Source organism: Streptococcus sp. 27098_8_113 (assembly GCF_041432545.1).
GTDB lineage: Bacteria > Bacillota > Bacilli > Lactobacillales > Streptococcaceae > Streptococcus.
This window is the reverse complement of sequence record NZ_JAPVZU010000002.1, coordinates 154,485-179,554: the sequence shown is the minus strand read 5'-3', so window position 1 is coordinate 179,554 and position 25,070 is coordinate 154,485. Positions and strand designations below refer to the sequence as shown.

Genomic DNA, 25,070 nt, shown 5'->3' with positions numbered 1-25,070 from the left:
AACCCCTTCTACTTAATGGTTTTCCCTGTCCAAGCGCTCATACCACCGCGGACATTGACAACATCATAGCCCTTTTTCTTCAGCTTTTTCGCTGCCATCTTGCTCCGCACGCCTGAATGGCAAATAACGTAAATCGTCTCCTTTTTAGCTGGAGCAAATTGACCAATTTGGCTCAAAGGAATATTCTGGGCCTCTTTGATATGTCCTCTACGAAATTCGGATGGTGTCCGTACATCAATTAGTTGGATATTGGACTTCAATCGCTTCTCCAACTCATCCGTTGAAATACTATCTATTTTTGTAAAAAAATGAAACATATTTTTTCTCCTTTATACCCCTATAGGGTATATTAAAACACTAAGAAGAGAAAATGTCAAGGAAACGATTTCAAAACTAAATAAATCAGCAGATTTTGCCGATTTATTTTTTTAAATTTAAAATTGGAATTTTTCTTTTATCTGCTTCTTTTTCGGACTTTGTCTTGATTACCCAGTCTTCAATAAAATTTAAACATTCATAAGCACTACTTTTTTTGAAGACTTTAAGCCATGCAGCGTCTTTACAAATTGTATTATAGTCAATAAAGAAATAAATCAAGTCTAGCTTATACTTTTCCATAAGTTCCATTGCTTCACTTGTTAGTTTTACGTTTTGGAGTTCATTATCAATTTTAACACGCAGTTGAAAATACTCTTCATCCGTTAAATTATCATGATATGTGGAAATTATAGAAGATATCTCGTTGTCTTTAATTTGGGGAAATTTTACAGGCAAAGGCAGATTTTTATCTTGCACTGAAAAATAAAGCATTTCAGCAAAAAACGTAAAATATGATAAAAAAACAGAACCGAAATCCAAGAAACTAATGTCTCCCTCACCTTTAGGAGATAGTATCACTCTGTATGAAATCGTATCCAATTCAACAAAGTCTCTTCCTTCATTTCTACGTTTTAATTCTTCTAAAACAGGTAGAAAGATATTGTATTTTAACTTTTTCTTATTAAATTCTTTATCCAACTCATGATAATATTCTGAAGTAGTGTCAATCAAACGACTATTCATATCTTCAGCAAGAAAATTATCTTTAAAAAATTGTTCCTGAACTTCATTATCCAAATCATATAAATAGTTGGCGGAGTAAAATTCTTGGAAAATATTATGAACAAAATAGTAAGATTGTCCCTCTTTATGTATGATACATAAACAAGTTATCAAATCAGCAAGCAAATCTTCAGCTCGTGTTGAAGATTTGCCTTCATCATTTAATACCCTATCTAGCAAAGAAAGAATCTCACTTTCTGTAAACTCTGATTTCTTTCCATTATTTTCAAAATAAGTGAGAAAACATAGATGAGAAATCACTCGCATCATAGTAGACTCAGGCAAGTCGGTTTTAAACTCTCTAGTTAGAGCAACTAATTTTGAATGATCATGTTCTTTATAGAGAAGTCGGTAAGAATCTTTGATAAATGTAGCTTTTTCAGTCGGAAAACTTGCATTTCTTTCAAACATTTGTAGCATCAAAAAAAGCAATATAGGATTTTCTGCAAATGATTGATATTCATCATATAAATGTACTTCCAAACTATTGATAAATCGTTCAAACACCTCTTCTTTTAGCTGTGCTATAGGCAATTTACTGATACGACTTATTAATGCTATCGCTTCGTCTTTACTTAAGCCATTCGTTTGGTAGGGATGAAATAAAGAGGCATTATTTATATGATTAAAAGGTAATTTTCGGCTAGTCACAAGGATTGGATTATTAGAATATTTAGTGGCTAATTCTTCTATCTCCGTCGCTGCTTGCTCCATATTATTTGAAGATATTTCATCAAAAGCATCCAAAAGAAAAATAAAACGCCCTTTTTTTGCCATATATTCAAAATACTTAAACTCTAAATCAAACCCTAATACTTTAGCTTCTTCATATATAAAATTTAAAAATTCCCTTCTTTTATTCGAATCAAAATTATATTTCCTCAATTCAATATAAATGGGAATTCTTTGATTATTATCACTCGTAGCTTTTTCAATCTCCTTAAGAAAAAAGTACTTCAGCATGGTTGATTTACCAATGCCACCATATCCATAAATCCAAGCATTATCTGATTCTTTTAAAATATTATCTAGATCAGCAGTATAACATCTCACATCACTTGTTTCTGATTTTAAATAAGTGGGCTGAAAAATAGAAAGCAAATCGATATTATTTGTACCGCTTAGCACAAATGGAATATTCTTCACTCTCTTAAACGAACCCTCAAAATAGGATGTAAAACTTTTATTAAATCTAGTTTCAAATTTTTCCCAATTATCTACACCAAAATCCACTAATTCATCTTTTAATTGAATCAACGTATTATTTAACAAAGCTGAAATAGCTAAACCTAAAAATTCCATATTGCCCTCCTTAGAATATCCTTATAACAACTCTATTATACAAAAAAAACATTGCAGCTAGCAACAATTTATTTTAAAATTATTTCACAAAAGGAAACGATTTTAATTTTTCTCAAAAATAAAAATCCCAATCTTGAGACAGGGATTTTTATCAATAATGAATTATTTCGCAATTGGGTAAACTGATACTTGTTTCTTATCGCGACCTTTACGTTCAAAGCGTACTACACCTTCAACTTTTGCGAACAATGTATCGTCTCCACCACGGCCAACGTTAACACCTGGGTAGATGTGTGTACCGCGTTGACGGTAAAGGATAGATCCTCCAGTTACAGTTTGTCCGTCAGCCGCTTTAGCTCCAAGACGTTTTGCTTGTGAATCACGTCCGTTTGACGTTGAACCTCCACCTTTTTTGTGGGCGAAAAGTTGCAAGCTTGCAAGATTCATTTTTAACATAGTGTTTTTCCTCCGTGTTAGTTTTCTGTGATAACTCTGGTTTGGACGAACTCAGAAGAGTTCTCCGATAAGTTTGCCATTCCCAAGAAAAATGATTCAAAGAAAAGTTGAGTCATTTCTCTCTGATGCGGCGGAATATCCATAGGGATTTCTACTCGTAAATATCCGCCTTCTTCTTCGTTTAATTCTAGGATTGGTTCATAGCCTGCAAATTTTTCAATTGAATTGATGAAATTTATGGCAAGCGTAGAAACCGATGCACACACGACATCAAAGCCGTATTCGCCACTTCCGGCGTGTCCAGTAATTTCCGCACTCCTCAGCTCGCCATCTTCGGCTTTCTCAAAGACTGCCTGTATCATGTGTTCTCCTGTAAATTAAGCGTTGATTGCGTTGATGACAACTTTAGTGTAAGGTTGACGGTGACCTTGTTTGCGGTGGCTACCTTTTTTAGGTTTGTACTTGAAAGTAACGACTTTCTTTTGTTTTCCTTGTTTTTCAACAGTTCCAACTACAGTAGCTCCAGAAACAAGTGGAGTTCCGACAACAGTTTTATCACCACCAACAAGAACAACTTCGTTAAAAGTCACTTCTTGACCAGCTTCAACATCCAATTTTTCAACGTAGATAGCTTGACCAACTTCAACTTTAACTTGTTTTCCGCCAGTTTTAATGATTGCGTATGTGCTCATTATGCACCTCCTATGATTTTTTTGGGTTTCCCCATATTTTTGTGAAGACTCGCCTAGCATCGTGGGACGAACCACTTTATACTCACTATGTGAGCAACGATGTTCGAGCGGTTGCACAGGCCGTGCATAGTCAACATTCTTAGTATAGCACTTCTACTAACCTTTTGCAAGTAATTTCATTTAATGAAAACGGATTTTCCACTAAATATACTCATTCTGTACTTCCATTTATTTAAAATATACAATCTGCCCTTCTTGATTGACATACACCTCAATAGCTTTCGGAGGCTTCAAATGTTTTTTTGCTGATCTGGCAAGACTTTTATTACTATCTGAAACATTGACCTCTCGCTCTTTTCCATCAACGTTAATAGTAAAGGTAATACGAGAATAGGTAGACTTACTTCCTCCAGTCTCGGTATCAACACCAGTCACTAAAGCCGTTTTTAGCTCGGTTATCTGATTAGTAAAATAATGATAGCGCCAAATACCATTGGTCATTCGATAGCCTTCATAAGCAGGAAAGATAAAAAACATAAGAAGAATGCCAATTATTGTGACAAAAATAGCTCTGCCCGTACTTTTTTGGCTTTGACGTATGGTGTTCCATTTATTTCTCATGGCCTTCTTGACAGAGCCAGCTTCCTTAATATCTTTATGATATCCCCAAAATAAGAGAGCATACAAGCTTAGGAAAATCTGGAAATGAACTAAGAGACCAATAAAATAAGTCCAACTGGGAATTCCAAACAGCAAAGCATTATCTTGGCCATCTTTCCAAGACAATGCTCGCATGAGCCCACTCAAGAAATAATCCCACTCGTTCATAAATATCCCCTTTTATCTTCAGCATCAATGGAAATAGCTTCCAGATTCTTTTAGCAAAAAGATACTCCGTAAACTCTTATAACAAGTCCTCAATCAGCTCGTCAACTTCATCAGTCTCTGCCTGTGGTTTGATTTCTGTAATCATGATGCCTGCAACAGCGCGTTCTACCAAGCCTTCAACATCTAAGCGAGCTTCGTACTGCTCAGCATTCTTGATTTTTGGATTGGTTTTAGGCCGGTCAGGCGCAAAAATAGTACAGCAATCTTCAAATGGCTGGATAGAGATTTGGAAAGTATCGATTTTTTCCGCAATCTCAATGATTTCCAGCTTGTCCATCGTCACGACAGGACGGATAACAGGTGTATTGGTCACGGCATTGATAGCCTGCATACTCTCGATAGTTTGACTGGCCACCTGACCTAGACTTTCTCCATTGATAATGACTTGACCGCCCCGCTCCTCCCGAATCCGGTCTGTAATACGCATCATAAAACGACGAGCCAGTGTCATGAGATAGGCTTCTGGAGCCTTGGCCTTGATTTCCTCTTGAATCTCTGTAAAAGGCACTTCGATAAACTGGATATTGCCACCAAACTTGGTCAGTTTTCTTGTCAAATCTTGAGCTTTTTTCAGAGCACCTGGGCTAGTGTAAGGCGGACTGGCAAAGTGAACCGCCTCGATATCCACACCGCGCTTGAGAGCCAGATAGCCAGCCACCGGTGAGTCAATCCCACCAGACAGCATAAGCATGCCTTTTCCTGAAGTACCGACTGGCAATCCCCCAGCACCACGAATGGTCTCATAAGAGATATAAGCTGCTTCTTCACGAATCTCAACGCGCAGATCAATATCTGGCGCTTTCATCTTGACCTGAACATTGGGAATGGCCTCAAAAACAGCATCTCCCAGTGTCTGGTTCAGCTCGCGGCTATCCAATTCAAAGCTGTGATCACTGCGTTTGCTGGTAATCTTAAAGGTCATGCCCTCTTGATAGACTTCCTTCATAATAGTTTGGACAGTTTCAATTAGGGCTGGCACAGATTTTTCAATTTTGTAAGACGGCGAAAAATTCTGAATCCCAAAAATCTGCTTGAGTGACTCAGCGACAGGCTGATAGTCTGTTCCATGCAGATAGACATGGGTCCGGTCACGATCAGCCTTGACATGGACCTCCGGATAGACTGACAAAACAGCCTGAATATTACGTTTGAGTTTGTTGATAAAGCGCATGCGGTTCTTGCCCTTGGTAGAAAGCTCACCATAGCGCACCATAATTTCTGAATATTGCATTGTTTACCTTACTTTTCTGGTTTTTTCGTAAATAATTTTAAAGGTTGTCAAAAACTGCTCCATCTGGCTCATATCGTTGTCAAGATCCAAACTGATACGGACAGCAGTTTGAGCGATAGACTTTTCGACCCCCATAGCAATCAGCGTACCTGCTGGCTTACCAGCCTTAGAAGAGCAAGCGCTGGTCGTCGAGATATAGATCTCATAGTCTTCAAATGCATGGACGACGACTTCACCTCGTACTCCCTTGATACCAAAGGTCAGGATATGAGGCGCAAAATCTTCCAAGCCTGAGAAGACCACCACGTCGGGATACTTCTGCAGCTCTTCAAGGATAATCGCCTTCATCTTTGCTGTTCGTTTGGCAAATACTTCTTGCTGTTCCATGGATAAACGTAGGGCCTTGGCCGTGGCTGCAATGCCGGCTAAGTTTTCCGTCGTTGATCGCTTGTCTGACTCCTGGCCGCCACCAGTTAAGAGAGGGCTGATTTTCTTACCAGACTTGATATAGACAAATCCTACACCACGAAGGCCGTGAAATTTATGACTGGAAAATGTTGCAAAATCCACGCGATCCGTCAGATAAGCAGCTGTCGGAATCTTCGTAACAGCCTGGACAGCATCCACGTGAAAGGAAATAGTCGGCTTGTCTGCTAGCAGTTCGGATATTTTCTGAATGGGCTGAATACTGCCGATTTCATTATTGACAGCCATGATGGAGATTAGAGTGGTGTCTGGTCGAATCAACTCCGCTAGCTTGTCTACCTCAACAAAACCTGCCTTATCTACTGGCGCAAAATCGACTTCAAATCCCCGACTCTGCAACCAGAGGGCTGATTCTTTAACCGCTGGATGCTCGATGTTAGATACAATGATGTGTTTGCCAAAAGGAATCTTTTCAAAAGCAACTCCCTTAAGCACCCAGTTGTCCCCTTCTGTTCCTCCAGACGTAAAAAAAATCTCCGACGAAGACTTACCTAAAAGCTCTGCTATTTGCCGGCGAGAAGCTTCTAAGAGACGGGTGGCCTGACTACCTAAACTGTGCAGACTGGATGGATTGCCCCAGATTTTAGAAGCCACTTCTGTATAGGTAGCCAGCGCCTCTGGATAGGGCTTGGTTGTCGCTGAATTATCTAAATAAATCATCTTTTTCCTCTGTATTTATCAGTAAAAATCAATACTCCTATTGTAACACGAAACGAGCCTAGGAACAAGAAAAGGGCGCAGTTCCTACCTGATAAATTTAGGAACCGGCCCTGAAGACGATTACTGCGCCTCGCCAATCATATCTAATTTTTTTAAATAATCCTCAATTAGGAAAGCTGTCTCTTCAATTGATTTATCCGTAATATTGATGACCTCCGTCTGATATTTTCTAAAGACTTCTTTGGAATAGTCTAATTCCTGATAAATCTTCTCCAAATCTGTGTAACTGGTCGAGTGGGACAGTCCCAGCGAATTGAGGCGGTTGCTACGAATTTTGACTAATTTTTCTGGCTCACAGACCAGACCGATGATCCTACGCTTGTCCACCTTGTCTAAAACTTGAGGAAGCGGAACTTCTGGAATCAAAGGTAAATTGGAAACTTTGTAGCCCTTATTGGCCAAAAAAATGCTGAGAGGAGTTTTTGAAGTCCGTGAAACTCCCAGTAGAACTAGATCCGACTCCAAAAATCCTTGCGGAGATTTTCCATCATCATGCTTTACTGCAAACTCAATCGCTGATATTTTATTAAAATATTCCGTATCCAAACGGTGCAAAGTTCCTGGTATCTCAATCGGGCTAATCCCGGTCTTTTCTCCTATGATTTCAAAGAACGGGTGCATGAGATCAATGTATGCCAGCTTGTGGTTTTGGCTAAATTCTCTAGCTAGTCTAGCTAATTCTCCATTTACCAAGGTACTGATGACCAAGGCATCATCTTTTAAAGCATCTTGCAAAATTTCCAGCAATTCTTGCTCTTTGTCTATAAAAGGAAAACGGTAGCTATTATTAAATGTCAAATCTGGATACTGCGCACTTACAGCTGACAAGAGTCGCTGCGAGGTTCCTCCTAGAGAATCCGAAATGCTATATACAATAATTTCTTTCTTCATTGTCACTACTCCTGTCTCTTTACTTCCGCTTGGCGCGCTTCCTGAATGATATAGTCCAGCAGAGCTGTCTTAGTCACCGTCCCTAAAATCTTGCGCTCATTATCTTCCTCTACCACAGGCAGGGAGTCAATGGCAAAATCCTGCAAAAGAGCGGCCACCTCTAGTATATTCATATCCTTATGGCAGGTTCTAAGATGAGGCATCCGCGTCATACAAACTGCAATAGGCGTTGTTCCTATACTACTGGATAAAGCCGCCCGTAGCAAATCCTTGCGCGAGACAATTCCTAAGAGTAGCTTCTTTTCATCAATGACATAAAGAACATCCGCGTCATACATAAAGAGCCTTATCACCGCATCCTGTATGGAAGTGTCTTGAGACACCAAAACGGGAGAAATCATAATATCTTCCGCTTTCTTGCGAAAAGTATCAAAGAAAAACAAGGTTTCTAAATCATTCCCTGAATAAGTATAGCCAACCTTTGGCGTCGCTTTTAAAATGCCAACCAGCGTCAAAAAGGACAGGTCTGAGCGTAAAGTTGCTCTAGAAATCTCCATCAATTCCGAAATCTTTTCCCCGCTGACGGGCTGCTCTTTCTTGACAATGTCAACAATCTGCTTTTGGCGTGCTGATAATTCCAATGCAATATGTCTCCTTTTTAGAGATAGAATACTCTATTTTTCATCTTTTTCTGTCATATTATATCATATTTTTATCTTATATCAATGAAATATAACGATTTTTTCCATTGACAAATATATGTGATGTATATTAGAATATAAACCAGATATATATGACACATTTTTGTCTATTTGGAGGTAAGATATGACGAAATGGATTTATTCCTTTGAGGAAGGACGAGCCGAGCAAAATGCTCTTTTGGGTGGTAAAGGGGCCAATCTGGCTGAAATGACCAATTTGGGACTGCCAGTTCCACCAGGATTTACCATTACGACGCAAGCCTGTATTCATTTTTTAAACAGCCCCTATTTTTTTGAAGAAACATTAAGAGAGAATATTTTGCAGGCTATTTCTGAACTGGAGCAAAAAACCGGCCAATACTTCTCAGGAAACGAAGAGGAGCAACTGCTAGTCTCTGTGCGCAGTGGTGCCAAGTTTTCTATGCCTGGTATGATGGATACGATTTTAAACTTAGGACTAAATGACCTGCGAACCCAAACCTTGGCTTCCAAAACCAATATGGCTTTTGCCTATAATTGCTACCGCAGGCTGCTCCAGATGTATGCAGACGTCGTTTTCCAAATTCCCAAAGAGGACTTCGATCACTTGCTCTCCTATTTTGAGAAGAATGCTGGTAAGACTGCCAACGAGTTTAGCTTAGAAGAGCACCAAGCTCTCATCGATCAATACAAGCAGCTCTATCGTGAGCATTATCAGACTTTTCCTCAAAATCCTAAGGAACAACTCTTCGCTGCTATCAAAGCCGTTTTCCGCTCTTGGAATAATCCACGCGCCCAAGTCTATCGCAAGCTCAATCAGATTCCAGAAGATTTGGGAACCGCCGTTAATATTCAAGTCATGGTCTTTGGCAACTTTGATCAAGAAAGTGGAACTGGTGTCGTCTTCACTCGAAATCCAGCAACTGGTCAAAAAGGCCTCTTTGGCGAATTTCTTTTAAATGCCCAAGGAGAGGATGTCGTTGCTGGTATTCGTACGCCCGAACCTATTCAAAATCTGCAAGAAAAGATGCCAGAAGCCTATGCTGCTTTTCAAGAATATGCCCACATCCTTGAAGATCACTATAAGGATATGCAGGATATCGAATTTACAATCGAAAAGGGCAAGCTCTATATCCTGCAAACCCGTAATGGTAAGCGAACGGTCAAGGCTGCTTTGAAAATAGCTCTACAATTAGTGAAAGAAGGCAAGATAGACAAGTCCGATGCCATTCGTCGGATTAGCCCTGCTCATATCAATCAGCTGATTCACCCAGTCTTTGATGAGAATAAGCTCCAGCAAGCGACAATTTTAGCGCAAGGATTGCCAGCCAGTCCCGGTGCTGCAACAGGAAAAATTGTCTTTACTGCCAAGCGAGCTAAAGAACTACATGAAGCTGGCGAAAAAGTTGTGCTGGTCCGGCAAGAAACTTCTCCCGAAGACATAGAAGGAATGATTGTTAGCCAAGCAATCGTCACTAGCCAAGGTGGGATGACCTCACACGCGGCAGTTGTCGCCCGAGGGATGGGAACCTGCTGTGTTACAGGATGTGGAGATCTGCTTGTCCAAGAGGACAGCAAGACCATCCAGTGCGGAGATATCTTGCTCAATGAAGGAGATATTCTATCTGTGGACGGTCGGACTGGTTTTCTTTATCTGGGGCAAATCCCGACTGTCTCTGTAGAAAATGATCAGGATTTGCAGCTCTTGCTGACTTGGGCTGATGAAGTAGCTAAACTCTCCGTCCGCGCCAATGCTGAAACGATCCACGATTTGCAAACCGCTATTAGCTTTGGAGCTCAAGGAATTGGACTAGCAAGAACAGAGCATATGTTTTTCGGTGAGGAAAGAATCCTGCAAATGAGGAAATTAATTCTGGCCGAAAATGAGATAGAAAGACGAGAGGCACTTGCCCATCTCCTTGATTACCAAGACGAAGACTTCTATCAAATGTTCCAGACTGTTGGCCAAAAGCCCATGATTGTCCGTCTATTGGATCCTCCAATGCACGAATTTCTCCCTAAAGACCAACTTGAAATTGCCCTACTGGCTGAAAAGCTCAATAAAAAAGCCAGTCAACTAGAAAGAAAAATCACGCAATTGCAAGAAACAAATCCTATGCTAGGCCATCGCGGCTGTCGCTTGGGAATCACCTTGCCAGATATTTATAAGATGCAAATAGAAGCTATCTTTAGCAGTGCCATTAGACTACAGCAAGAAGGAAATCCAGTCCGTCCTGAAATTATGATTCCATTGATTGCTACAAAATCAGAGCTTGTCTACCTCAAAGAGCTGCTCATCAAGCATATCGAATGGATTTTCAAAAAGTATCAATGCCCTCCATTCCCATATGATATCGGAACCATGATCGAACTGCCGAGAGCCTGCTTCATTGCTGATCAGCTGGCTCAGGAAGCGGACTTCTTCAGCTTTGGAACCAATGACTTGACCCAGATGACTTTTGGCTTTTCAAGAGATGATATCGGAAAATTCCTCAATGATTATAAAGAGAAAAAGTTGCTGACGCAGGATCCCTTCCAAAGCCTTGACCAAGAAGGTGTCGGCCAATTGATGAAATTGGCGATTGAAAAAGCTCGCCAAGTAGATCCAACCTTGTCCATCGGAGTTTGTGGCGAAGTTGGAGGTGATCCGACTTCCATTCCTTTCTTACAAGAAATCGGAGTCACTTATGTCTCCTGCTCCCCTTATCGAGTCCCAACAGCTCGGCTAGCTGTAGCCCAAGCTGCCCTTAACTCTGAAACAACTCCAAAGCAGCTCTAACATTTTGATAAAACAAACAGCTCTAAGAGGCTTATCTCTCCGCCTTTTAGAGCTGTTGTTCTTCATTCTTTTGTGTGCGTTTTCATTTAAAAAATTCAGATTTTTGGAAGACTTTTCTAAATAAAAGACGTATAATAAATTAAGAACGAAAAGGAGCGACTTTTACATGGAAAACTATTCTCGCAAAGAAAAAAATAACGGCACTTCAAATCGAAAACCGACTAGTCAGCATATCAAAACTGGCTTTTCTGCCCTACAAAAGACTATTGCTACAATTGCCAGTCTTCTTTCAATCGTCATTGCTTGCTTTACCATCATGAACCTTATGAACAACAATGACTCAAAATCAAAAACTGATACAGGCAACTCGACTACGACTACTACCATTATCAAAGAGGTAGAAAAAGAGTCTACATCTGTTAGCTCGACTCCAACAGAAACTTCTGCTGCTACTGAGACCGAAACATCCTCAAGCTCTTCAAGCGCAGAAACGAATACGAGCCATACAACTACTTCCACTGACAGCAGTTCGACAAGCCAAGACCAGCATACAACAACAGAGTCCAGCACTCAAGCATCCAACTAGGAACATTTGGAAGAGTGCCCCTTATCCAATCTGTCCAAGAAAGCCTGAGTGTCACTCAGGCTTTTTTCTATTGCCAACCTTATTTTACTATTTGAGAAAAATTCTTGGCCTTTCTCTGATTTTTGGAGCCAAAAAAGCTGTGAGGCCAAGAAGCCTCACAGCTTTTCCAGAAATCAAAGTTCCAAAATTTGATAATCATAGCCCAGATGAGTCAAGAATTTAAAAAGATCTCGGGTCGCGACAAAAATCGTCTTTTCATTGGTATTGGGATGGAAAGTCATGGTATCCTCTGATACAATGTCCCTATCAAAATAGACCTGAATGTCTCGCTCAGGATTATTGAGAAGGCCAAAAGGTGATACTGTTCCTGCTGGTAGGTTCATCTTCTCTGCCAAGGAGTCCAATGAGGCCATGCGAATCCGATCGGCTCCCACTTGAACTTTAAAGTCATCCATATCCAAACGTTTCTTGTCGTCCATGATGAGCAGATAGTACTGGGTTTTCTTCCTGTTAGTCAAAAACATGGACTTAGTCCGGACTCCTTCCATTCCTTCAATATAGCTATCTGCCTGCTCTGTCGTAAATACAGGTGGGTGCTCCACCACATCAAAGGTAATTCCCAACTCTTGCAACTTGTTAGCTACTTGTTGATAAGCATCCATAGTTTTCCTCCTTTATTGATGGATAATCTTTTGTACCAATGCTTGCAATTCTGGCACCACTTCTGCCTCAAACCAAGGATTTTTCACCATCCAGATTTGGTTGCGGGGCGATGGATGAACCAAGGGAAAAAAGTCTGGCAGGTAGTCTTGATAATGCTGGACCGTCTCGGTCAGCTTAACTGTACCTTTTTGATGCAGATAGTATTTCTGTGCATACTGGCCAATCAAGATAGTCAACTCAATATCTGGTAGGAGCTCTAAAATCGGCTGGTGCCATTTGTCTGCAAAGCCCTTGCGAGGCGGTAAATCTCCAGACTTGCCATGCCCTGGGAAATAAAAATCCATGGGCAAAACCGCAAAATATCCAGACTGATAGAAAGTTTCCTCATCAACACCCAACCATTCTCTCAAGCGATCACCACTCTTGTCCTTCCAGTAAAGCCCCGCCTGCTGGGTTTTCAGCCCCGGCGCTTGACCGACAATGTTAATCCGAGCATTCTTAGGCGCTGCAAAGAGTGGATTAATGCCCTGCTCTGTGAAAGCTTTATTCTGTGGGTCAGCTATAATGGCCTTGGTAATATCTTCTATTGTCCGCATCATATTTCCTTCCTTGAAAAGAAACTCACCTGGCATAGCCAAATGAGTCCTTATTTTATTTGATCAATTCGTAAATGGCTTCAGCATAAATGGCAGCCGCGCGAAAGAGATCTTCTACATCGATAAATTCATTGGCTTGGTGCATAGTGTCGATATAGTCTGGGAACATCGCGCCGTAAGCGACACCACGTTTCAAGAGGCGTCCAAAGGTACCACCACCGATAACTTGCTCATGACCTTTCAGTCCAGTTTGTTTTTCATAAACAGCCAGCAAGGTCTGCACCAGCGGATCTTCCATTGGTACATAGTGAGGAGTATGTCCATGCTCAGACAAGGTCACTTTGGTCACTGGCAGCTGCTCTAAAACATTTTGAATGGCTTCTGGACTAGTTCCCTTAGGATAGCGAATATTGAGGGCAATTGTATTGTCCACCTTGCTTTCGTCAAAACGGAAAACGCCAGCATTCATTGACAGAGCTCCCATCTTCTCATCCACATGAGCAATCTTCAAGTTCTTACCCTCATGGTCATTTAGGAGAATATTTCCAGCCACATCTAGGTAATCCTTAGCAGGACCCGCAAATTCAAATTGCGTTAGGAATTTGGCCAAATAGGTTGCACCATTGACACCAGACTGAGGAGAAGCACCGTGAGCAGACTTACCGATAATGGTCACAGTGACTTGGCCACCAGCTAGTTCTTCACAAGTAAAGTCTAATCCATTTTCCTTAGCAAACTGCTCCAATTTATCAACTAGATTTGGCAAGTGACCTGACAAGACAGCTGTACCAGACTCAGGAACCATGTTCTCCCGCAAGCCACCAGTAAAGCTATGCAGGCGTGCTGCGCCAGCATTTTCACCAGCAAAATGCAGGTACTCTGTGATATTTCCTTTTTCACCATTGATAATCGGAAATTCAGCGTCTGGCGAGAAGCCGAAATCAGGCTCAGGCAGGCCTACATGAGCAAAGTAATACTCCATGTCTTTCCAGCCAGACTCTTCATCTGTCCCGACCACAAAGCGCACGCGCTTAGATACAGGCAAGCCCAATTCTTTGATGATTTTCAATCCATAGTAACATGCCATAGTTGGTCCTTTATCATCACTAGAACCACGGGCATAGAGACGACCATCCTTAATCGTCGGTGTATAAGGATCTGTATCCCAACCACTTCCAGCAGGCACCACATCCATATGGGCAAAGATACCCAGTTCTTCTTCTCCTTGACCAAATGTAAAGTGACCAGCATAATTGTCCACATTTTGAGTCGGATAACCATCACGTTCAGCAATCTCCAAGAACTTATGCAAGGCCTTTACAGGACCAGGTCCAAAAGGATGCTCCTTATCTGCCTTAGAATCATCCCGCTCTGAATTAATTTCTAAAAGGCTGAACAAGTCTGCCAATAGAGCCTCTCTACGTTTCTCAACTTCTGCTTTAAAATCAATTGTCATTTTCTCACCTCTATAAAACACTTTGATTTAAAATGAATATTTTGAATTAAATCAAACTATTAAAATCTTACTTTATTAACGCTTTTCGATAATCTCGTCAACTGGTAAACGATAGCTAGGTTCTAGCTTGTCGTCTGTATAACCAACAGTAATCAAGAGTTCCGGACGGAAACGCTCATCAATCTCCAAAACTTCGTTGACTTTTGATTTATCAAATCCTAGGATGATATTAGAGCCAATACCTTGATCAGTCAAGGCCAAAACAAGGTTCATAGCGACCAAGCCAGCATTAAGGGCCAAGTAATCGCTCTTTTGTTGGTCATTATAACGAGCAAACTCAGCTGGTAAATTTTGCATGTAAAATTGCAGCTGCTCATCAGAAAAATTTCTTACCCCAGCGACACGCGCGATCTTGCGTGCCCGCTTAGCCAAATCTGTATCTGTAAAGAGGGCAATTGTCACTGGAGCTTCCTTGATTTGCTCTTGGTTGGAGCCAAAAGCAATGCCCGCTAGGGCTTCATTTCGCTCACGCACTACTACAAACTTCCAAGGCTGACTATTATGAGCACTTGGTGCTAAGGTCGCAATCTCAATAGCTGTACGGACATCCTTAGGATCTACCGGTTTGTCATTGAAATGCTTAGTCGCATGACGCTTTTTGTTTAATTCAAGAAATTTCATAATTGATTTCCTTTTCTAATTTCTGTTACTCTTATTTTACCACAAATTGAAAGAGCTTGCAGAGGTTTTTCACAAAGGATTTTTTCATTCTCTATCAAATAAAGCTGTCTGCCCTTGCCACTTGATAAGATTATTCCCTGGTAGAAGTTTCACTTTATCCATTCTGACTACTTGACTCTCTCAGCGCTTGATCAAATCACTACAACTTGAGTTTCTTTCTTACTCAAAGCCTCTATATAGTTCTTGACTTAACTTATGAATTTCAACTTTTGGTTCAGGTTTCCGCACGGAAAAATCAATAGTTCCAAAGAGTAGAACCAGCAACAAGACAAATATCGTCCACAAAGTCTCTTTTTCTGGAAGAGGCACTCCTTTGGTCGGGAAACCTTTCCAACGAGGATACTGCTGCAAAAATTCATTTATCTTCATCTCATTGGGATAGAGTGTCAAAAAACCATACATGGTAAGAAAGAAAAACGAAAAACTATGCATAGATACCCAACTAAACTGAATCCTCATTTTGAAGGCTTTATAGCCTGACCTAGCCATATAAATCTCTAAGCCAAAAGCTATAATCATCAAGATAAAGAACATAAAGACCTGCAGTTTCCAGAGCTTTCTCAATCCTAAGTAGGACCGTTTATCTGCCTGCTCTTTCACACTGTCTTTAGCTTCTCTCTCTTGAGTCTGAATTTTTGGTGTAGGTTCAGTTACTTCTTGACTTGCTTGAATCTCCTGAACCACCTCATTTTCAATCTGTGGCTTATGTTTTAGACCATACCCCATCACTTCTTTTAAGACTAACTTAAGATTTGCTTCGGTTAGTTTGTAGGGATACCCGCGTAAGGGCCATTTCTCTCTTAGTTCTGGATGATCTGGACGAGACACTATTACGTAAAAGTGCTGCCCAATCAACGTAATCGTGAAAGAAACCCGATAAAATCTAGATCTTACAAAGAAATATGCCCTATAAAGGGAGTCACCTTCCATTTCCTTCGTCGTTTTGTCAAATTCAATCTTACCTAAAAACAGCTCTTCTATAATTTTCTGTATTTCTAAAACCTTTGTATCAACCGTATCCAGACTAAGGGGAGCCTTTAAAATCTGCTCTAAATCAGACATATAATCCATAGAAAAACTTATGCTAGATTTGTCTTTTTCTAAATGTTCTTCTAAATAAGTCTTACACTTGCTCAGAAAAGAGGATAAATTGGAGGAATTTAACTGTACTGGATAATCAAGCAGCAATTCTTGACTTCCTACACTAGAATCTAAGGGGACAATATCTCTCACAATGAAATCTTGTTCTAGTAGCTCCAGAGTAAAAGAAGCTTTGTAGCTAGGTAGGATGCTTGTAATAATGACTCGATAATTTTCGCCCTTTTCGACAGGTTTTTCCCACTTATCCGTTTTCGTTTTCCCATCAAAAATATTCTCAATCATCGCTTCAATAGCTCGTATTTTCAGATAATTATTTTCGGGAGTAAGAGGTTCAAGAAAAATCTGCTCTGGCTTATCTAGGTAGTTTTTTATTCTTCCCAGTCCTTCCGCCAATGTTTCTGGCCGATACTTGTATTGTATCCCGTATGTAGGCTTTTCGCCCCACTTCAAGTGTAAATCGCTACCGTCTACTAAAATATCCAATTTTTCTTTATAATCTTCTAGATTGATTTTAAAGAGAAAAGTCGGGCAGTATGAACTCAAGACAATATCAGAAATGCCTTCTATTTCAAAACCAGATCCAAATTTTTTTCGGAGCTCTGCACGGATATCCTTCTCCAAATGTTCTTTATGCTTGTCAAAATTCAGCCCCATCTGTCTTCAACTTTCTTTTTACTTTTCAAAAATAGCCCCACCACACACTTGGTCGCATGGAAAGCATTTTGCCTCTACTTTTCTATCATTCAACTAGAGATTGTCGCAATCATTAAGCTTGAGTACTGTTCTTCGCTTCCTCAAACCATTTTTCAAACTCTAGACGTGGAAGCAACTCTTCATCCTTGTCATAACGCCCTTCATAGCTATAGCGACTGTCAAGACTATTTGTCTGAGCATCATAAATCAGCCACATTTCAGTTGGGTGTTCACGATTATATTCTTGGCATAGCTTAACCATTCTTTCTATATCTTGTGCCCCAATTCCTAATAGACTAAACTGAATTTCATCTGAACTATCTATTTCATTAGGAAGGTAACTCGCAATCTCATCTCTATCCAGATAATGATTGTTCGTTTTAAAAAATACATCAAAGCTATAAAAACCATCAGCAACACAATAAATAAAAATTTTATCTGCTTGATTTTGGACATATTCCATAGCTAATGAAACCATGTCAATCTGGATTTCCATAAATTTATCTTCAAATTGTATCATATTATTCTCCTACAGTTGCTCGCCTTTCACTTCCTCAAACCATTTTTCAAATTCTAGTCGTGGAAGCAATTCTTCATCCTTGTCATAACGCCCTTCATAGCTATAGCGACTATCAAGACTGTTTTTCTGTGCATCATAAATCAGCCACATTTCAGTTGGATGTTCACGATTGTACTCTTGACAAACATCAAGCAATTTCTGTATATCTTCAGCTCCATATCTCAATAGAGCGAATGCCATATTATCAGAATCATCTACTTTTTTTGTTGCAACCTCATTAACTTTATCCATTTCTATTACAACATCATTAATCTTATAAAATACTTTATATGATTGTAATGCTTCTTCAGAAATGCAATAAATATATACTTTTTCTGCCTGATCTTGTACATATTCCAGTGCTAACGAAATCATGCTAGCCTGAACTTCCATAAATTCATCTTCAAATTGTGCCATGGTCATCATCCTATCTAGTTTATTTAGCTTTTGAAGTTAGTGGATACTATTGATAAAGCGCTCAACCTTTTCAACATGATTATAAAAATCGGTCTTTAGCTCTGTTCGCCAAAAAACTCCAGCTATATCAAGTCATAATAGAAGGTATCATCTTCCATAAGCCGTTCTAGAAGCTCAACTAAATTAGGAGCAATTTCCTCATCATAATAGTAGATTTTCCCTTTATTTTCAGCAACAAATCCGATAGATAGCATTGCTACTTCATTGGCTTCAAAGAAAACTAATTTATCATCCTCAAATTGATTGTAGATTTCAATATCTGAATAAAACTCAAAATCATGTTGCCTCAATCTAAAGTCTAATACGGACTCTGGATCCATGATGCGATTTATATTGTCCACCTTGCTTTTTAGAAAGCCATATCCAACTTCTGCATAAAATTCTTTAAGGAGCTCAGGGATTTGAATGCCCAGCTTTGATTCACTATCCCTAATCTTATCCAGATTCACTTGATAAAACTGGTTTAAAGGATCTAATTTAATCTTCTCAAACATCTAAGCCCTTCCTTTAAAACTCAATGCTCTCTCTTCAACTTTCACCTATCTGAAAAACTGCTTAACATCCTCTACGTAACCATACTTGTCATTCAAGTAAGCCAATAATTCTCGGTTGTGGCCTTGGTAATTATCTTCGCGACGTAATTCTTCGTACATTTCGATGAAAGGAAGAGCTTTTTCTTTGGCCAATTCCAACTCTGCCTCGTAATCATAGGCGACTTTTCGGAATTGGATGTTTACCAGTTCCCCGTCTTCAACTTCTAGCAAGGCATACTGGGCACGGTGATTTTTCAAGGCTGGCCAATCAAAATAGGGCATGCCAATTGAACCGGGATTGATAATTTGTTGCCCTTGGCTGCCATAGCGAAGCAACTGCTTATGGACATGACCGTAAACTGCCACATCTGTTTCCTCATCAAGTAGCTGGTCAAAGTTGTCCGTATCATTGTCAACCAATAAGTCACTCCCATAATTCTTGTCAGGCAAGTTATGCGAGAGCGAAAAACGCAGGCCATCAATTTCTTTCCTCGCAACCATCGGCAGACTTCGTAGCCAAGCGATCTGACCGGGATCCATTCGCTCCATCAAATACTGCGTCATACGCAAGAGCTGGACTTCCTGTGGGTCTTCTATGCCATATTGCCCATCTAATGCCTCTAATACACAATCATCCCAGTTTCCGCGGACAGTCGCTGTGATAGGAAGGTCTTTTAACAAGGCTAGCAAATCATTTTCCCCCGGACCAGGGAGAAAAATGTCTCCTAAAAACCAATATTCTGTCGCTTCCTGTCTTTTAGCATCTGACAGAACTGCCCGCAAGGCCGTGGTATTCCCATGTATATCAGAGAGAATCGCGATTTTATGTTTCATTCTTACTCCTTCACCAACGATTACTAAGTTTGAATCTAGTATAACAAAATATCTCAAAAAACGTAAAAACCATCCCTAGTCCTTTGGATGGCTCTACCATTTATTTCATTAAATGACTACATTCAAATCTTTGCCCGAAATGCCTTCAAGGAATCGTTCATCAATTTCTGGTTTTAATTTTTTTAGTTTAAATTTTTGAATCGTCGTTATTTCAGGCTGAAAAGAAATAGTCCCACTTGGAAAATGGCCTCTGAGCATTTTATCATAGACATCTTTTACAAAACCTTCCCACTCCTTTGATAGCGAATTTGCAAAGGCTGCCTCTCCCTCAAGTAAATACCTGATACCATCTGCACGATAAAAAGCTAATAAAGCCACTGAAAGACTACACTTGGAATGAGTTAGCACTGCTTTTGGCACTTCAAATCCATTATTCCAGTTAAAATTGTCTAGCAAGACAAACAGTTCATCCTCTGTTTGAAGCTGCTCAAGGCTCGCCACAACTTTAGCATTGCTTTCAGCATACAAAATATCAGATATTTGTTGAATTTGTCGATTATCCATTTCAAATGTCAACTCCCTTCTAATAATCCTAAGCTTTCTAATATTTGAAAGTCAGTATTTTTTGAAGGCGATGAAGCAATACGCACAAAATTTTCAATTTCTTCAAGATGATTATAAAAATCGATATTGATTTCTTTTAAATTCACAATAAATAAGTCTATTAAGCTTGAATCAATATTTTCCAAAGGGGAAGGCAGTTGTTGCTGATTGTCCAGCAGATAGGCTTCTTTAGCAGTTGCTCCGATTGCATAGCTAAGATTGTCCCAAGATAGAAGATTAGCCTCATTCTCGTCTAATTGCATATAGATGAATATTCCCTTAAAATCGGTTCCAGCATCTAGCAGACTATAAAGCTCTTTGCCCGTTTTGTTTTTATTTTCCATAAAACTCCAGCAAGCATCCAAGGCAACTCGTATTTGAGGCTTATATTCTGTTTCCATATGGCTTAAAATAGCTTCTGAATAGACCAGCATGAGATAAAGTTGATTGGTATTCATATGCTCGCATTACTCCTCAAACAAAAATTCTAAGTAAGGGCTAACAGACGGATCTAGGAAGCTCGCCTCCTCCTCAAGCAATTTCGTTCTCCTTGCAATGTCATTGTACCTTTTAACCAATTGCTTATAATGAATAAAATAATCTTCGAGCGTATCTTCATCCACACACTCTATTGTTTGGGGCAAGTACCGCTGTCCAACAGCTTTGTATGACTGATAAACTACTAACGCAATGAAAGAATCAATACATCTCCACACAGCTGGATCTATGCTTTTATCCAGCTCCGAATAGGTTAAGATGTCTTCCTCGTCTAAATTTTCCAGTCTACCATACAGCAAGTCTGGATCGGACTCACTAAGCCTATCAATAAATCGGCCTGCAATTTCTAACGTTTCATGCACATATTCCTTATAATCCGAGTTTCCTATATATGTTTCTAGCGGTTCTGTTAATTTTCGCATAAATTGCAAAAGATCGAGATTAAGAGTAAATTCCATTTTGATTCCTTTCTGAATCTAGGACACTGAAAAAGCTATCACAGCTCTAGAAAGTTGATTTGCATTCAAGCTAGTATCTAATTTCATTCTTCATCTCCTGTAGCAGCTTTCAAAAATGCTTGCTTGAAATCTTCATACATGTCAAAGGCGATTTTCATGACATCTCTAAAATCAACGTAATCAGAAATTACAGGATCCAAAATGATATAGTCCCTTGAGATTAGCCATTTGGCATAAGATGCAAAGGGGCTACCCATGATGGCTTTATTTCCCTCGTAGATAACCCAAATCAATTCCAATCTTCCGCGTTCAAAAGCAAAATGAAAGCCGAAGCGAAAATTTCCGATTTCCTCCAAATCAATATGGAAAAAGCGTTCTCGTTTATCATACTGAACTTTGTAGCCTAATAATTCCACAATTTCCATCAAAAAATCACCGTCAAAATAATCCAATTCTTGACCTTTCGGAGTTCTTTTCTGGCTATAATATGTCGATAATTTTTCATATCTCTCTACAAAGTTGATGTCGATTAAAGCCTGTTTAATTCTAGTATCTAATTTCATTCTTCATCTCCTGCAGCAGCTTTCAAAAATGCTTGCTTGAAATCCTCATACATGTCAAATGCGATTTTCATGACATCTCGAAAATCAACATAGTCGGAAATAATTGGCTGTTTTATAATATAATCACGCACAATCATCAACCTTGGATATCTAGTCCAAGGAGAACCAAGGACAACCTTATCTCCTTCATAAACAACCCAAATCAATTCTAATCGACCATACTCAAGAGCAAAATGAAAGCCAAAACGAAAATTTCCGATTTCCTCCAAGTCAATATGGAAAAAGCCTTCTCGTTTATCATATTGAGCTTTGTAGCATAATAATTCCACAATTTCCATCAGAAAATCACCGTCAAAATAATCTAATTCTTGGCCTTTTGGGGTTCTCTCCCTATTGTATTTTTTAGAAATATTTTCATATCGTTCTACGAAATTGATTTCTATTAAAGCTTGTTCGACTCTAGTATCTAGCTTCATTCTTCATCTCCTGCAGCAACCTTCAAAAAGGCCTGCTTGAAATCCTCATACATGTCAAAAGCGATTTTCATGACATCTCGAAAATCAACATAGTCGGAAATAATGGGATCCATCATCTTATTGTCAGCTGAAGTTAGCAATCTTATAATGGTAAACAAATTAGTCCCTAGCAAGACATTTTGGTTCGAATCTTTTAAATCCCAGATGAATTCTACCATTCCATATTCCAAAGAAAATTTAAAGCCGAATTCATATTGACCATTTTTTTTCCTTTTTTAGCGCGAAAAAATACTCTTTTTTGCTAAATTTCACTTCATAACCTAAGGAATTGATTATTTCCATCAAAAAATCACCGTCAAAATAATCCAAAGCTTCTTCTTTCGGAGTTCTAGCCCTACTAAATGTATGGGACAATGCTTCATATCTCTTTACAAAGTTGATTTCGATTAAGGCTTTTTCAACTCTAGTATCTAGCTTCATTCTTCATCTCCTGCATCCACTATTTCTACATTTAAAATACCATCATTCAGGAATTCTTCCTCGGATATTTCTCCACTTTCATACATAAAGTGTTTATTCATTGCTATTGACATGTGTTTTAGTTCAGAAAATGCATCCTCCAGACCGTCCAGAGCTAAAAAGATATCTACAAATCCAGATGTATAAGAGGGATCTTGAGATAATGAAATTTCATTTTTCTTTTTTTCTAACAAGCCAAGCCCGCTATTTAATTGATTCAAACATTCATTTATAGCTTTTTCACAGCTTTTTAAATCATCTAGCATCTCATCACTCAAGAGATTTCCATTGCAGTTCTGATTTAACTTCTCACAAAAGTTGATATATCTCGTTACTAGCTCATTCATTATCCTACACCTATCTATAATCAACTGTCGCAATAAATTTGATATTGGGCTGCTCTTTGACTAGCCCACAATATTTATAATTGTAAAACAAAATAATGGAATTGCTTTCAGGTATAGCTAAGTCATCTTCAATCTTCTTTAAATTATCTATGACAACATCTGCATATGAGGCATCGATTAAATGATCATATACATTTAAAAATCTTGAATCAAAATATTCTTTTTCAATTAGGTAGTCGTCAATATCATCGATATCAATTTGAAAAGCGTCATAAAACTTGGAACTGACGATTTCTCCGTCATCATCATATCTTAAGTCGATATAGGTATCCAGCTCTTCCCTACTTGCAAAATTTCCAACCCAAATTGATACTGTATTTTCAGTCTCCATATTCTCACCTCTATTTATACTGAAAGTCGCGATATTAAAAATTTTAAGCTTATTCTAAAAATGCTACTGATGCTGGAATTTATAGCTTTTATACCTCACTATCGAGCATTAGTCCATCTAGTTTTTCTCTGTCAATCGCAATATTTTTATAGGTTTCAATGGTATTGTTTAGAAATACCATGTCCACTTCAGCTTGTCCTTTGTACAAGTTAATCTCTGCACCTAAACCTATGAGACTGACAAGAATTTCTTGCATAACTATTAACTGGTCTAGATCCAGATAATCACTTTCTAACAAAGTCTCATTTCTCTCTATTCTCGTCTTGATTTCACCAATTGGCAAAGTGCTATGTTTCCTCATTATTTTACATGCCTGTAAGATATTATCTGACATTTTGACCTTTGCGTAGATTATTGACACCACTCGCTCCTTTATAAACATCTTCCATTAAAAGCATTCCTTCACTCGGTAAACCCATCTTTAGTTATGCGAGAAAAGTGATTTAATCTGAGTCACCATCTTCATCCAGATATTTAACATTTAGGATTCCATCATCTAGGTATTCTTCCTCGGATGTTTCTCCGCTTTCAAACATCAATTTCTTATTTAGGGCTACCAGCAAGTCATCAGCATCATCCAATAAAACCTCTAGTCGTCTCAGTCCCCAAAAAATTTCAAGAATCCCTTTTGTATAGGCTCTATTTCTTGAAGATTCAATTGATTCAACCTGACTTTCCAAGATCTGAAGACCACCTTTTGTTCAAAACTTGAATTCCAGTCATCACGAATGTCCTCCAAAAAATCATTTAACTTCTCCTGATCAAGCAGTTTTCCATTAAATTTATCATTAAGTGTTGAGCATACCTGATGCAAATTTTCTAGTACTTCTTTCACTTTCTACTTTCCTTATATATTTATCATCTACTTCTATCTTCAAAGACCACAATCTTGACTGAGAGGGAACAATTCCGCATTATTTCTATATTGGAAAGTCGGAACCATTACTTCGCATCATCGAACATATAGAAATCGTCTTCCTCAATTTGATTTTTGGTATCTTCTTGTGACTCAATGACATGACTCAAAAATTGCATGGTTACCTTTTCATCTTCAAGGAATAATTGAAGCTCCCCACCCAATTCTATTATCTCTTCTACTGTCTTTTTAAAGCTCTTTAGGCGCTCTAAATTCAGATATTCTGTTTCAAGCACAGCCATATGATGAGTCATTTTTTCCTTGATTGCTCCGATTGGCTCATGACTGAAATCTCTAATTATTTTCAAAATTTTCGTATCGCTATTATCTGACTTTATTTTGGTAATAAATTTATGCATGACTGCTCCTTTTTAAAATTATCCATTCACCGAGTAAACTCATTTTCTATCTTCTCTGCCAGTCACATCTTCATCAACAATTTCGCCATTGATTTCTCTAATCTTCTTTGAAATTTGAATGTGAATCTCCCTTAAATCAGCTATATAATTTTCAATATTTAGCAATGAAGTATAGATATCATACATCCCATTTAGATAAGCTTGATTAGCAGTATCATGTATTGATTCTAAGTCTAAGTTCTTCATTGTAGCAAGCCCTCTGGCAAGATTATCGAAGTCTTCTTGGAAATCTTCATGAATGTCATCATAAACATCCGCTATCTGCTCTGGATTTATTAAATGCTCATTATAATGGGAATTTAATTTGGAATAAAGGGTTGTTAACTCTTGCAATAATTGTTTCATAAGTATCCTT

35 protein-coding genes and 1 other annotated feature are annotated in these 25,070 nt (G+C 38.9%); of the genes, 2 read left to right on the top strand and 33 right to left on the bottom strand.

Features of this window, described 5'->3' with window-relative positions; translation table 11 throughout:
• Positions 1-8 precede the first annotated feature (8 nt).
• From O3644_RS02270 to O3644_RS02225, 10 genes are all read right to left on the bottom strand, one after another.
• Positions 9-317, bottom strand: coding sequence for a rhodanese-like domain-containing protein (locus O3644_RS02270; protein ID WP_045497485.1), 309 nt, complete (start codon positions 315-317; stop codon positions 9-11).
• 103 nt (positions 318-420) lie between these two features.
• Positions 421-2,403, bottom strand: coding sequence for an NACHT domain-containing NTPase (locus tag O3644_RS02265; RefSeq protein WP_048763143.1), 1,983 nt, complete (start codon positions 2,401-2,403; stop codon positions 421-423).
• 162 nt (positions 2,404-2,565) lie between these two features.
• Positions 2,566-2,859 (bottom strand): 50S ribosomal protein L27, encoded by a 294-nt coding sequence (rpmA, locus tag O3644_RS02260; RefSeq protein ID WP_005590406.1) that lies wholly within the window; start codon positions 2,857-2,859, stop codon positions 2,566-2,568.
• Between the two features lie 17 nt (positions 2,860-2,876).
• On the bottom strand, positions 2,877-3,221 hold the full coding sequence (locus O3644_RS02255) for a ribosomal-processing cysteine protease Prp (protein ID WP_005590407.1): 345 nt from the start codon (positions 3,219-3,221) through the stop codon (positions 2,877-2,879).
• 15 nt (positions 3,222-3,236) lie between these two features.
• Positions 3,237-3,551: a 50S ribosomal protein L21 gene (gene rplU, locus O3644_RS02250; RefSeq protein ID WP_005591928.1), complete on the bottom strand. Its 315-nt coding sequence runs from the start codon at positions 3,549-3,551 to the stop codon at positions 3,237-3,239.
• Positions 3,552-3,586: 35 nt separating this feature from the next.
• Positions 3,587-3,674, bottom strand: a sequence feature (ribosomal protein L21 leader region).
• 105 nt (positions 3,675-3,779) lie between these two features.
• Positions 3,780-4,379 carry a hypothetical protein gene (locus O3644_RS02245; protein WP_125405339.1) on the bottom strand — a complete coding sequence of 200 codons (600 nt, stop codon included), beginning with the start codon at positions 4,377-4,379 and terminating at the stop codon, positions 3,780-3,782.
• 76 nt (positions 4,380-4,455) lie between these two features.
• Positions 4,456-5,670, bottom strand: coding sequence for a tRNA uracil 4-sulfurtransferase ThiI (gene thiI, locus O3644_RS02240; RefSeq protein ID WP_371594957.1), 1,215 nt, complete (start codon positions 5,668-5,670; stop codon positions 4,456-4,458).
• Positions 5,671-5,673: 3 nt separating this feature from the next.
• Complete coding sequence (locus O3644_RS02235) at positions 5,674-6,816, bottom strand: cysteine desulfurase family protein (RefSeq protein WP_371594956.1); 1,143 nt, start codon at positions 6,814-6,816, stop codon at positions 5,674-5,676.
• 120 nt (positions 6,817-6,936) lie between these two features.
• Entirely contained in the window at positions 6,937-7,767 is an 831-nt protein-coding gene (locus O3644_RS02230) for a pyruvate, water dikinase regulatory protein (protein WP_371594955.1), read from the bottom strand.
• Positions 7,768-7,772: 5 nt separating this feature from the next.
• Positions 7,773-8,408, bottom strand: a complete 636-nt coding sequence (locus O3644_RS02225) for a CBS domain-containing protein (protein WP_371594954.1) — start codon at positions 8,406-8,408, stop codon at positions 7,773-7,775.
• Positions 8,409-8,592: 184 nt separating this feature from the next.
• Between O3644_RS02225 and ppdK the strand changes: the two genes are divergently transcribed.
• Together ppdK and O3644_RS02215 are read left to right on the top strand one after the other, a co-directional pair.
• A complete protein-coding gene (ppdK, locus tag O3644_RS02220; protein WP_371594953.1) occupies positions 8,593-11,226 on the top strand; it encodes a pyruvate, phosphate dikinase in 2,634 nt (877 codons plus the stop codon).
• A gap of 166 nt (positions 11,227-11,392) precedes the next feature.
• Entirely contained in the window at positions 11,393-11,812 is a 420-nt protein-coding gene (locus O3644_RS02215; protein ID WP_371594952.1) for a DUF6556 family protein, read from the top strand.
• A gap of 173 nt (positions 11,813-11,985) precedes the next feature.
• Here the strand turns inward: O3644_RS02215 and O3644_RS02210 are convergent, their stop codons facing one another.
• From O3644_RS02210 to O3644_RS02100, 23 genes are all read right to left on the bottom strand, one after another.
• Entirely contained in the window at positions 11,986-12,474 is a 489-nt protein-coding gene (locus O3644_RS02210) for a prolyl-tRNA synthetase associated domain-containing protein (RefSeq protein WP_371594951.1), read from the bottom strand.
• Between the two features lie 12 nt (positions 12,475-12,486).
• Complete coding sequence (locus O3644_RS02205) at positions 12,487-13,071, bottom strand: uracil-DNA glycosylase family protein (protein ID WP_371594983.1); 585 nt, start codon at positions 13,069-13,071, stop codon at positions 12,487-12,489.
• 55 nt (positions 13,072-13,126) lie between these two features.
• Positions 13,127-14,527 (bottom strand): dipeptidase PepV, encoded by a 1,401-nt coding sequence (gene pepV, locus O3644_RS02200; RefSeq protein ID WP_371594950.1) that lies wholly within the window; start codon positions 14,525-14,527, stop codon positions 13,127-13,129.
• A gap of 75 nt (positions 14,528-14,602) precedes the next feature.
• Positions 14,603-15,208, bottom strand: a complete 606-nt coding sequence (locus O3644_RS02195) for a nitroreductase family protein (protein WP_371594949.1) — start codon at positions 15,206-15,208, stop codon at positions 14,603-14,605.
• Positions 15,209-15,427: 219 nt separating this feature from the next.
• Complete coding sequence (locus O3644_RS02190; protein WP_371594948.1) at positions 15,428-17,023, bottom strand: hypothetical protein; 1,596 nt, start codon at positions 17,021-17,023, stop codon at positions 15,428-15,430.
• A gap of 112 nt (positions 17,024-17,135) precedes the next feature.
• The gene (locus O3644_RS02185; RefSeq protein WP_371594947.1) at positions 17,136-17,582 is read right to left on the bottom strand and encodes a hypothetical protein; all 447 of its coding nucleotides are present in this window, start codon (positions 17,580-17,582) and stop codon (positions 17,136-17,138) included.
• A gap of 9 nt (positions 17,583-17,591) precedes the next feature.
• Positions 17,592-18,038, bottom strand: a complete 447-nt coding sequence (locus tag O3644_RS02180) for a hypothetical protein (RefSeq protein ID WP_371594946.1) — start codon at positions 18,036-18,038, stop codon at positions 17,592-17,594.
• A 122-nt stretch (positions 18,039-18,160) separates the two neighbouring features.
• The gene (locus tag O3644_RS02175) at positions 18,161-18,592 is read right to left on the bottom strand and encodes an SMI1/KNR4 family protein (protein WP_371594945.1); all 432 of its coding nucleotides are present in this window, start codon (positions 18,590-18,592) and stop codon (positions 18,161-18,163) included.
• Positions 18,593-18,637: 45 nt separating this feature from the next.
• Complete coding sequence (locus O3644_RS02170; RefSeq protein WP_371594944.1) at positions 18,638-19,465, bottom strand: metallophosphoesterase; 828 nt, start codon at positions 19,463-19,465, stop codon at positions 18,638-18,640.
• 108 nt (positions 19,466-19,573) lie between these two features.
• Positions 19,574-20,029 carry a DUF4274 domain-containing protein gene (locus O3644_RS02165; RefSeq protein ID WP_371594943.1) on the bottom strand — a complete coding sequence of 152 codons (456 nt, stop codon included), beginning with the start codon at positions 20,027-20,029 and terminating at the stop codon, positions 19,574-19,576.
• An 8-nt stretch (positions 20,030-20,037) separates the two neighbouring features.
• Positions 20,038-20,526 carry an Imm6 family immunity protein gene (locus O3644_RS02160; protein WP_371594942.1) on the bottom strand — a complete coding sequence of 163 codons (489 nt, stop codon included), beginning with the start codon at positions 20,524-20,526 and terminating at the stop codon, positions 20,038-20,040.
• Between the two features lie 9 nt (positions 20,527-20,535).
• On the bottom strand, positions 20,536-21,024 hold the full coding sequence (locus tag O3644_RS02155; RefSeq protein ID WP_371594941.1) for an Imm6 family immunity protein: 489 nt from the start codon (positions 21,022-21,024) through the stop codon (positions 20,536-20,538).
• A gap of 83 nt (positions 21,025-21,107) precedes the next feature.
• Positions 21,108-21,587: a hypothetical protein gene (locus tag O3644_RS02150; protein WP_371594940.1), complete on the bottom strand. Its 480-nt coding sequence runs from the start codon at positions 21,585-21,587 to the stop codon at positions 21,108-21,110.
• Positions 21,584-22,063, bottom strand: coding sequence for a hypothetical protein (locus O3644_RS02145; RefSeq protein WP_371594939.1), 480 nt, complete (start codon positions 22,061-22,063; stop codon positions 21,584-21,586). The genes O3644_RS02150 and O3644_RS02145 overlap by 4 nt, the downstream gene beginning before the upstream one ends.
• Complete coding sequence (locus tag O3644_RS02140; protein WP_371594938.1) at positions 22,060-22,281, bottom strand: hypothetical protein; 222 nt, start codon at positions 22,279-22,281, stop codon at positions 22,060-22,062. Before O3644_RS02140 ends, O3644_RS02145 begins: the two co-directional genes overlap by 4 nt.
• A gap of 31 nt (positions 22,282-22,312) precedes the next feature.
• Positions 22,313-22,543: a hypothetical protein gene (locus O3644_RS02135; RefSeq protein WP_371594937.1), complete on the bottom strand. Its 231-nt coding sequence runs from the start codon at positions 22,541-22,543 to the stop codon at positions 22,313-22,315.
• On the bottom strand, positions 22,540-22,929 hold the full coding sequence (locus tag O3644_RS02130; RefSeq protein WP_371594936.1) for a hypothetical protein: 390 nt from the start codon (positions 22,927-22,929) through the stop codon (positions 22,540-22,542). The genes O3644_RS02135 and O3644_RS02130 overlap by 4 nt, the downstream gene beginning before the upstream one ends.
• A gap of 10 nt (positions 22,930-22,939) precedes the next feature.
• A complete protein-coding gene (locus tag O3644_RS02125) occupies positions 22,940-23,320 on the bottom strand; it encodes an immunity 22 family protein (RefSeq protein WP_371594935.1) in 381 nt (126 codons plus the stop codon).
• 88 nt (positions 23,321-23,408) lie between these two features.
• Entirely contained in the window at positions 23,409-23,714 is a 306-nt protein-coding gene (locus O3644_RS02120; protein WP_371594934.1) for a hypothetical protein, read from the bottom strand.
• Between the two features lie 109 nt (positions 23,715-23,823).
• Complete coding sequence (locus tag O3644_RS02115; RefSeq protein ID WP_371594933.1) at positions 23,824-23,961, bottom strand: hypothetical protein; 138 nt, start codon at positions 23,959-23,961, stop codon at positions 23,824-23,826.
• A gap of 17 nt (positions 23,962-23,978) precedes the next feature.
• On the bottom strand, positions 23,979-24,215 hold the full coding sequence (locus tag O3644_RS02110) for a hypothetical protein (RefSeq protein ID WP_371594932.1): 237 nt from the start codon (positions 24,213-24,215) through the stop codon (positions 23,979-23,981).
• Between the two features lie 107 nt (positions 24,216-24,322).
• Positions 24,323-24,655, bottom strand: coding sequence for a hypothetical protein (locus O3644_RS02105; protein WP_371594931.1), 333 nt, complete (start codon positions 24,653-24,655; stop codon positions 24,323-24,325).
• A gap of 39 nt (positions 24,656-24,694) precedes the next feature.
• On the bottom strand, positions 24,695-25,060 hold the full coding sequence (locus tag O3644_RS02100) for a hypothetical protein (RefSeq protein WP_371594930.1): 366 nt from the start codon (positions 25,058-25,060) through the stop codon (positions 24,695-24,697).
• Positions 25,061-25,070 lie beyond the last annotated feature (10 nt).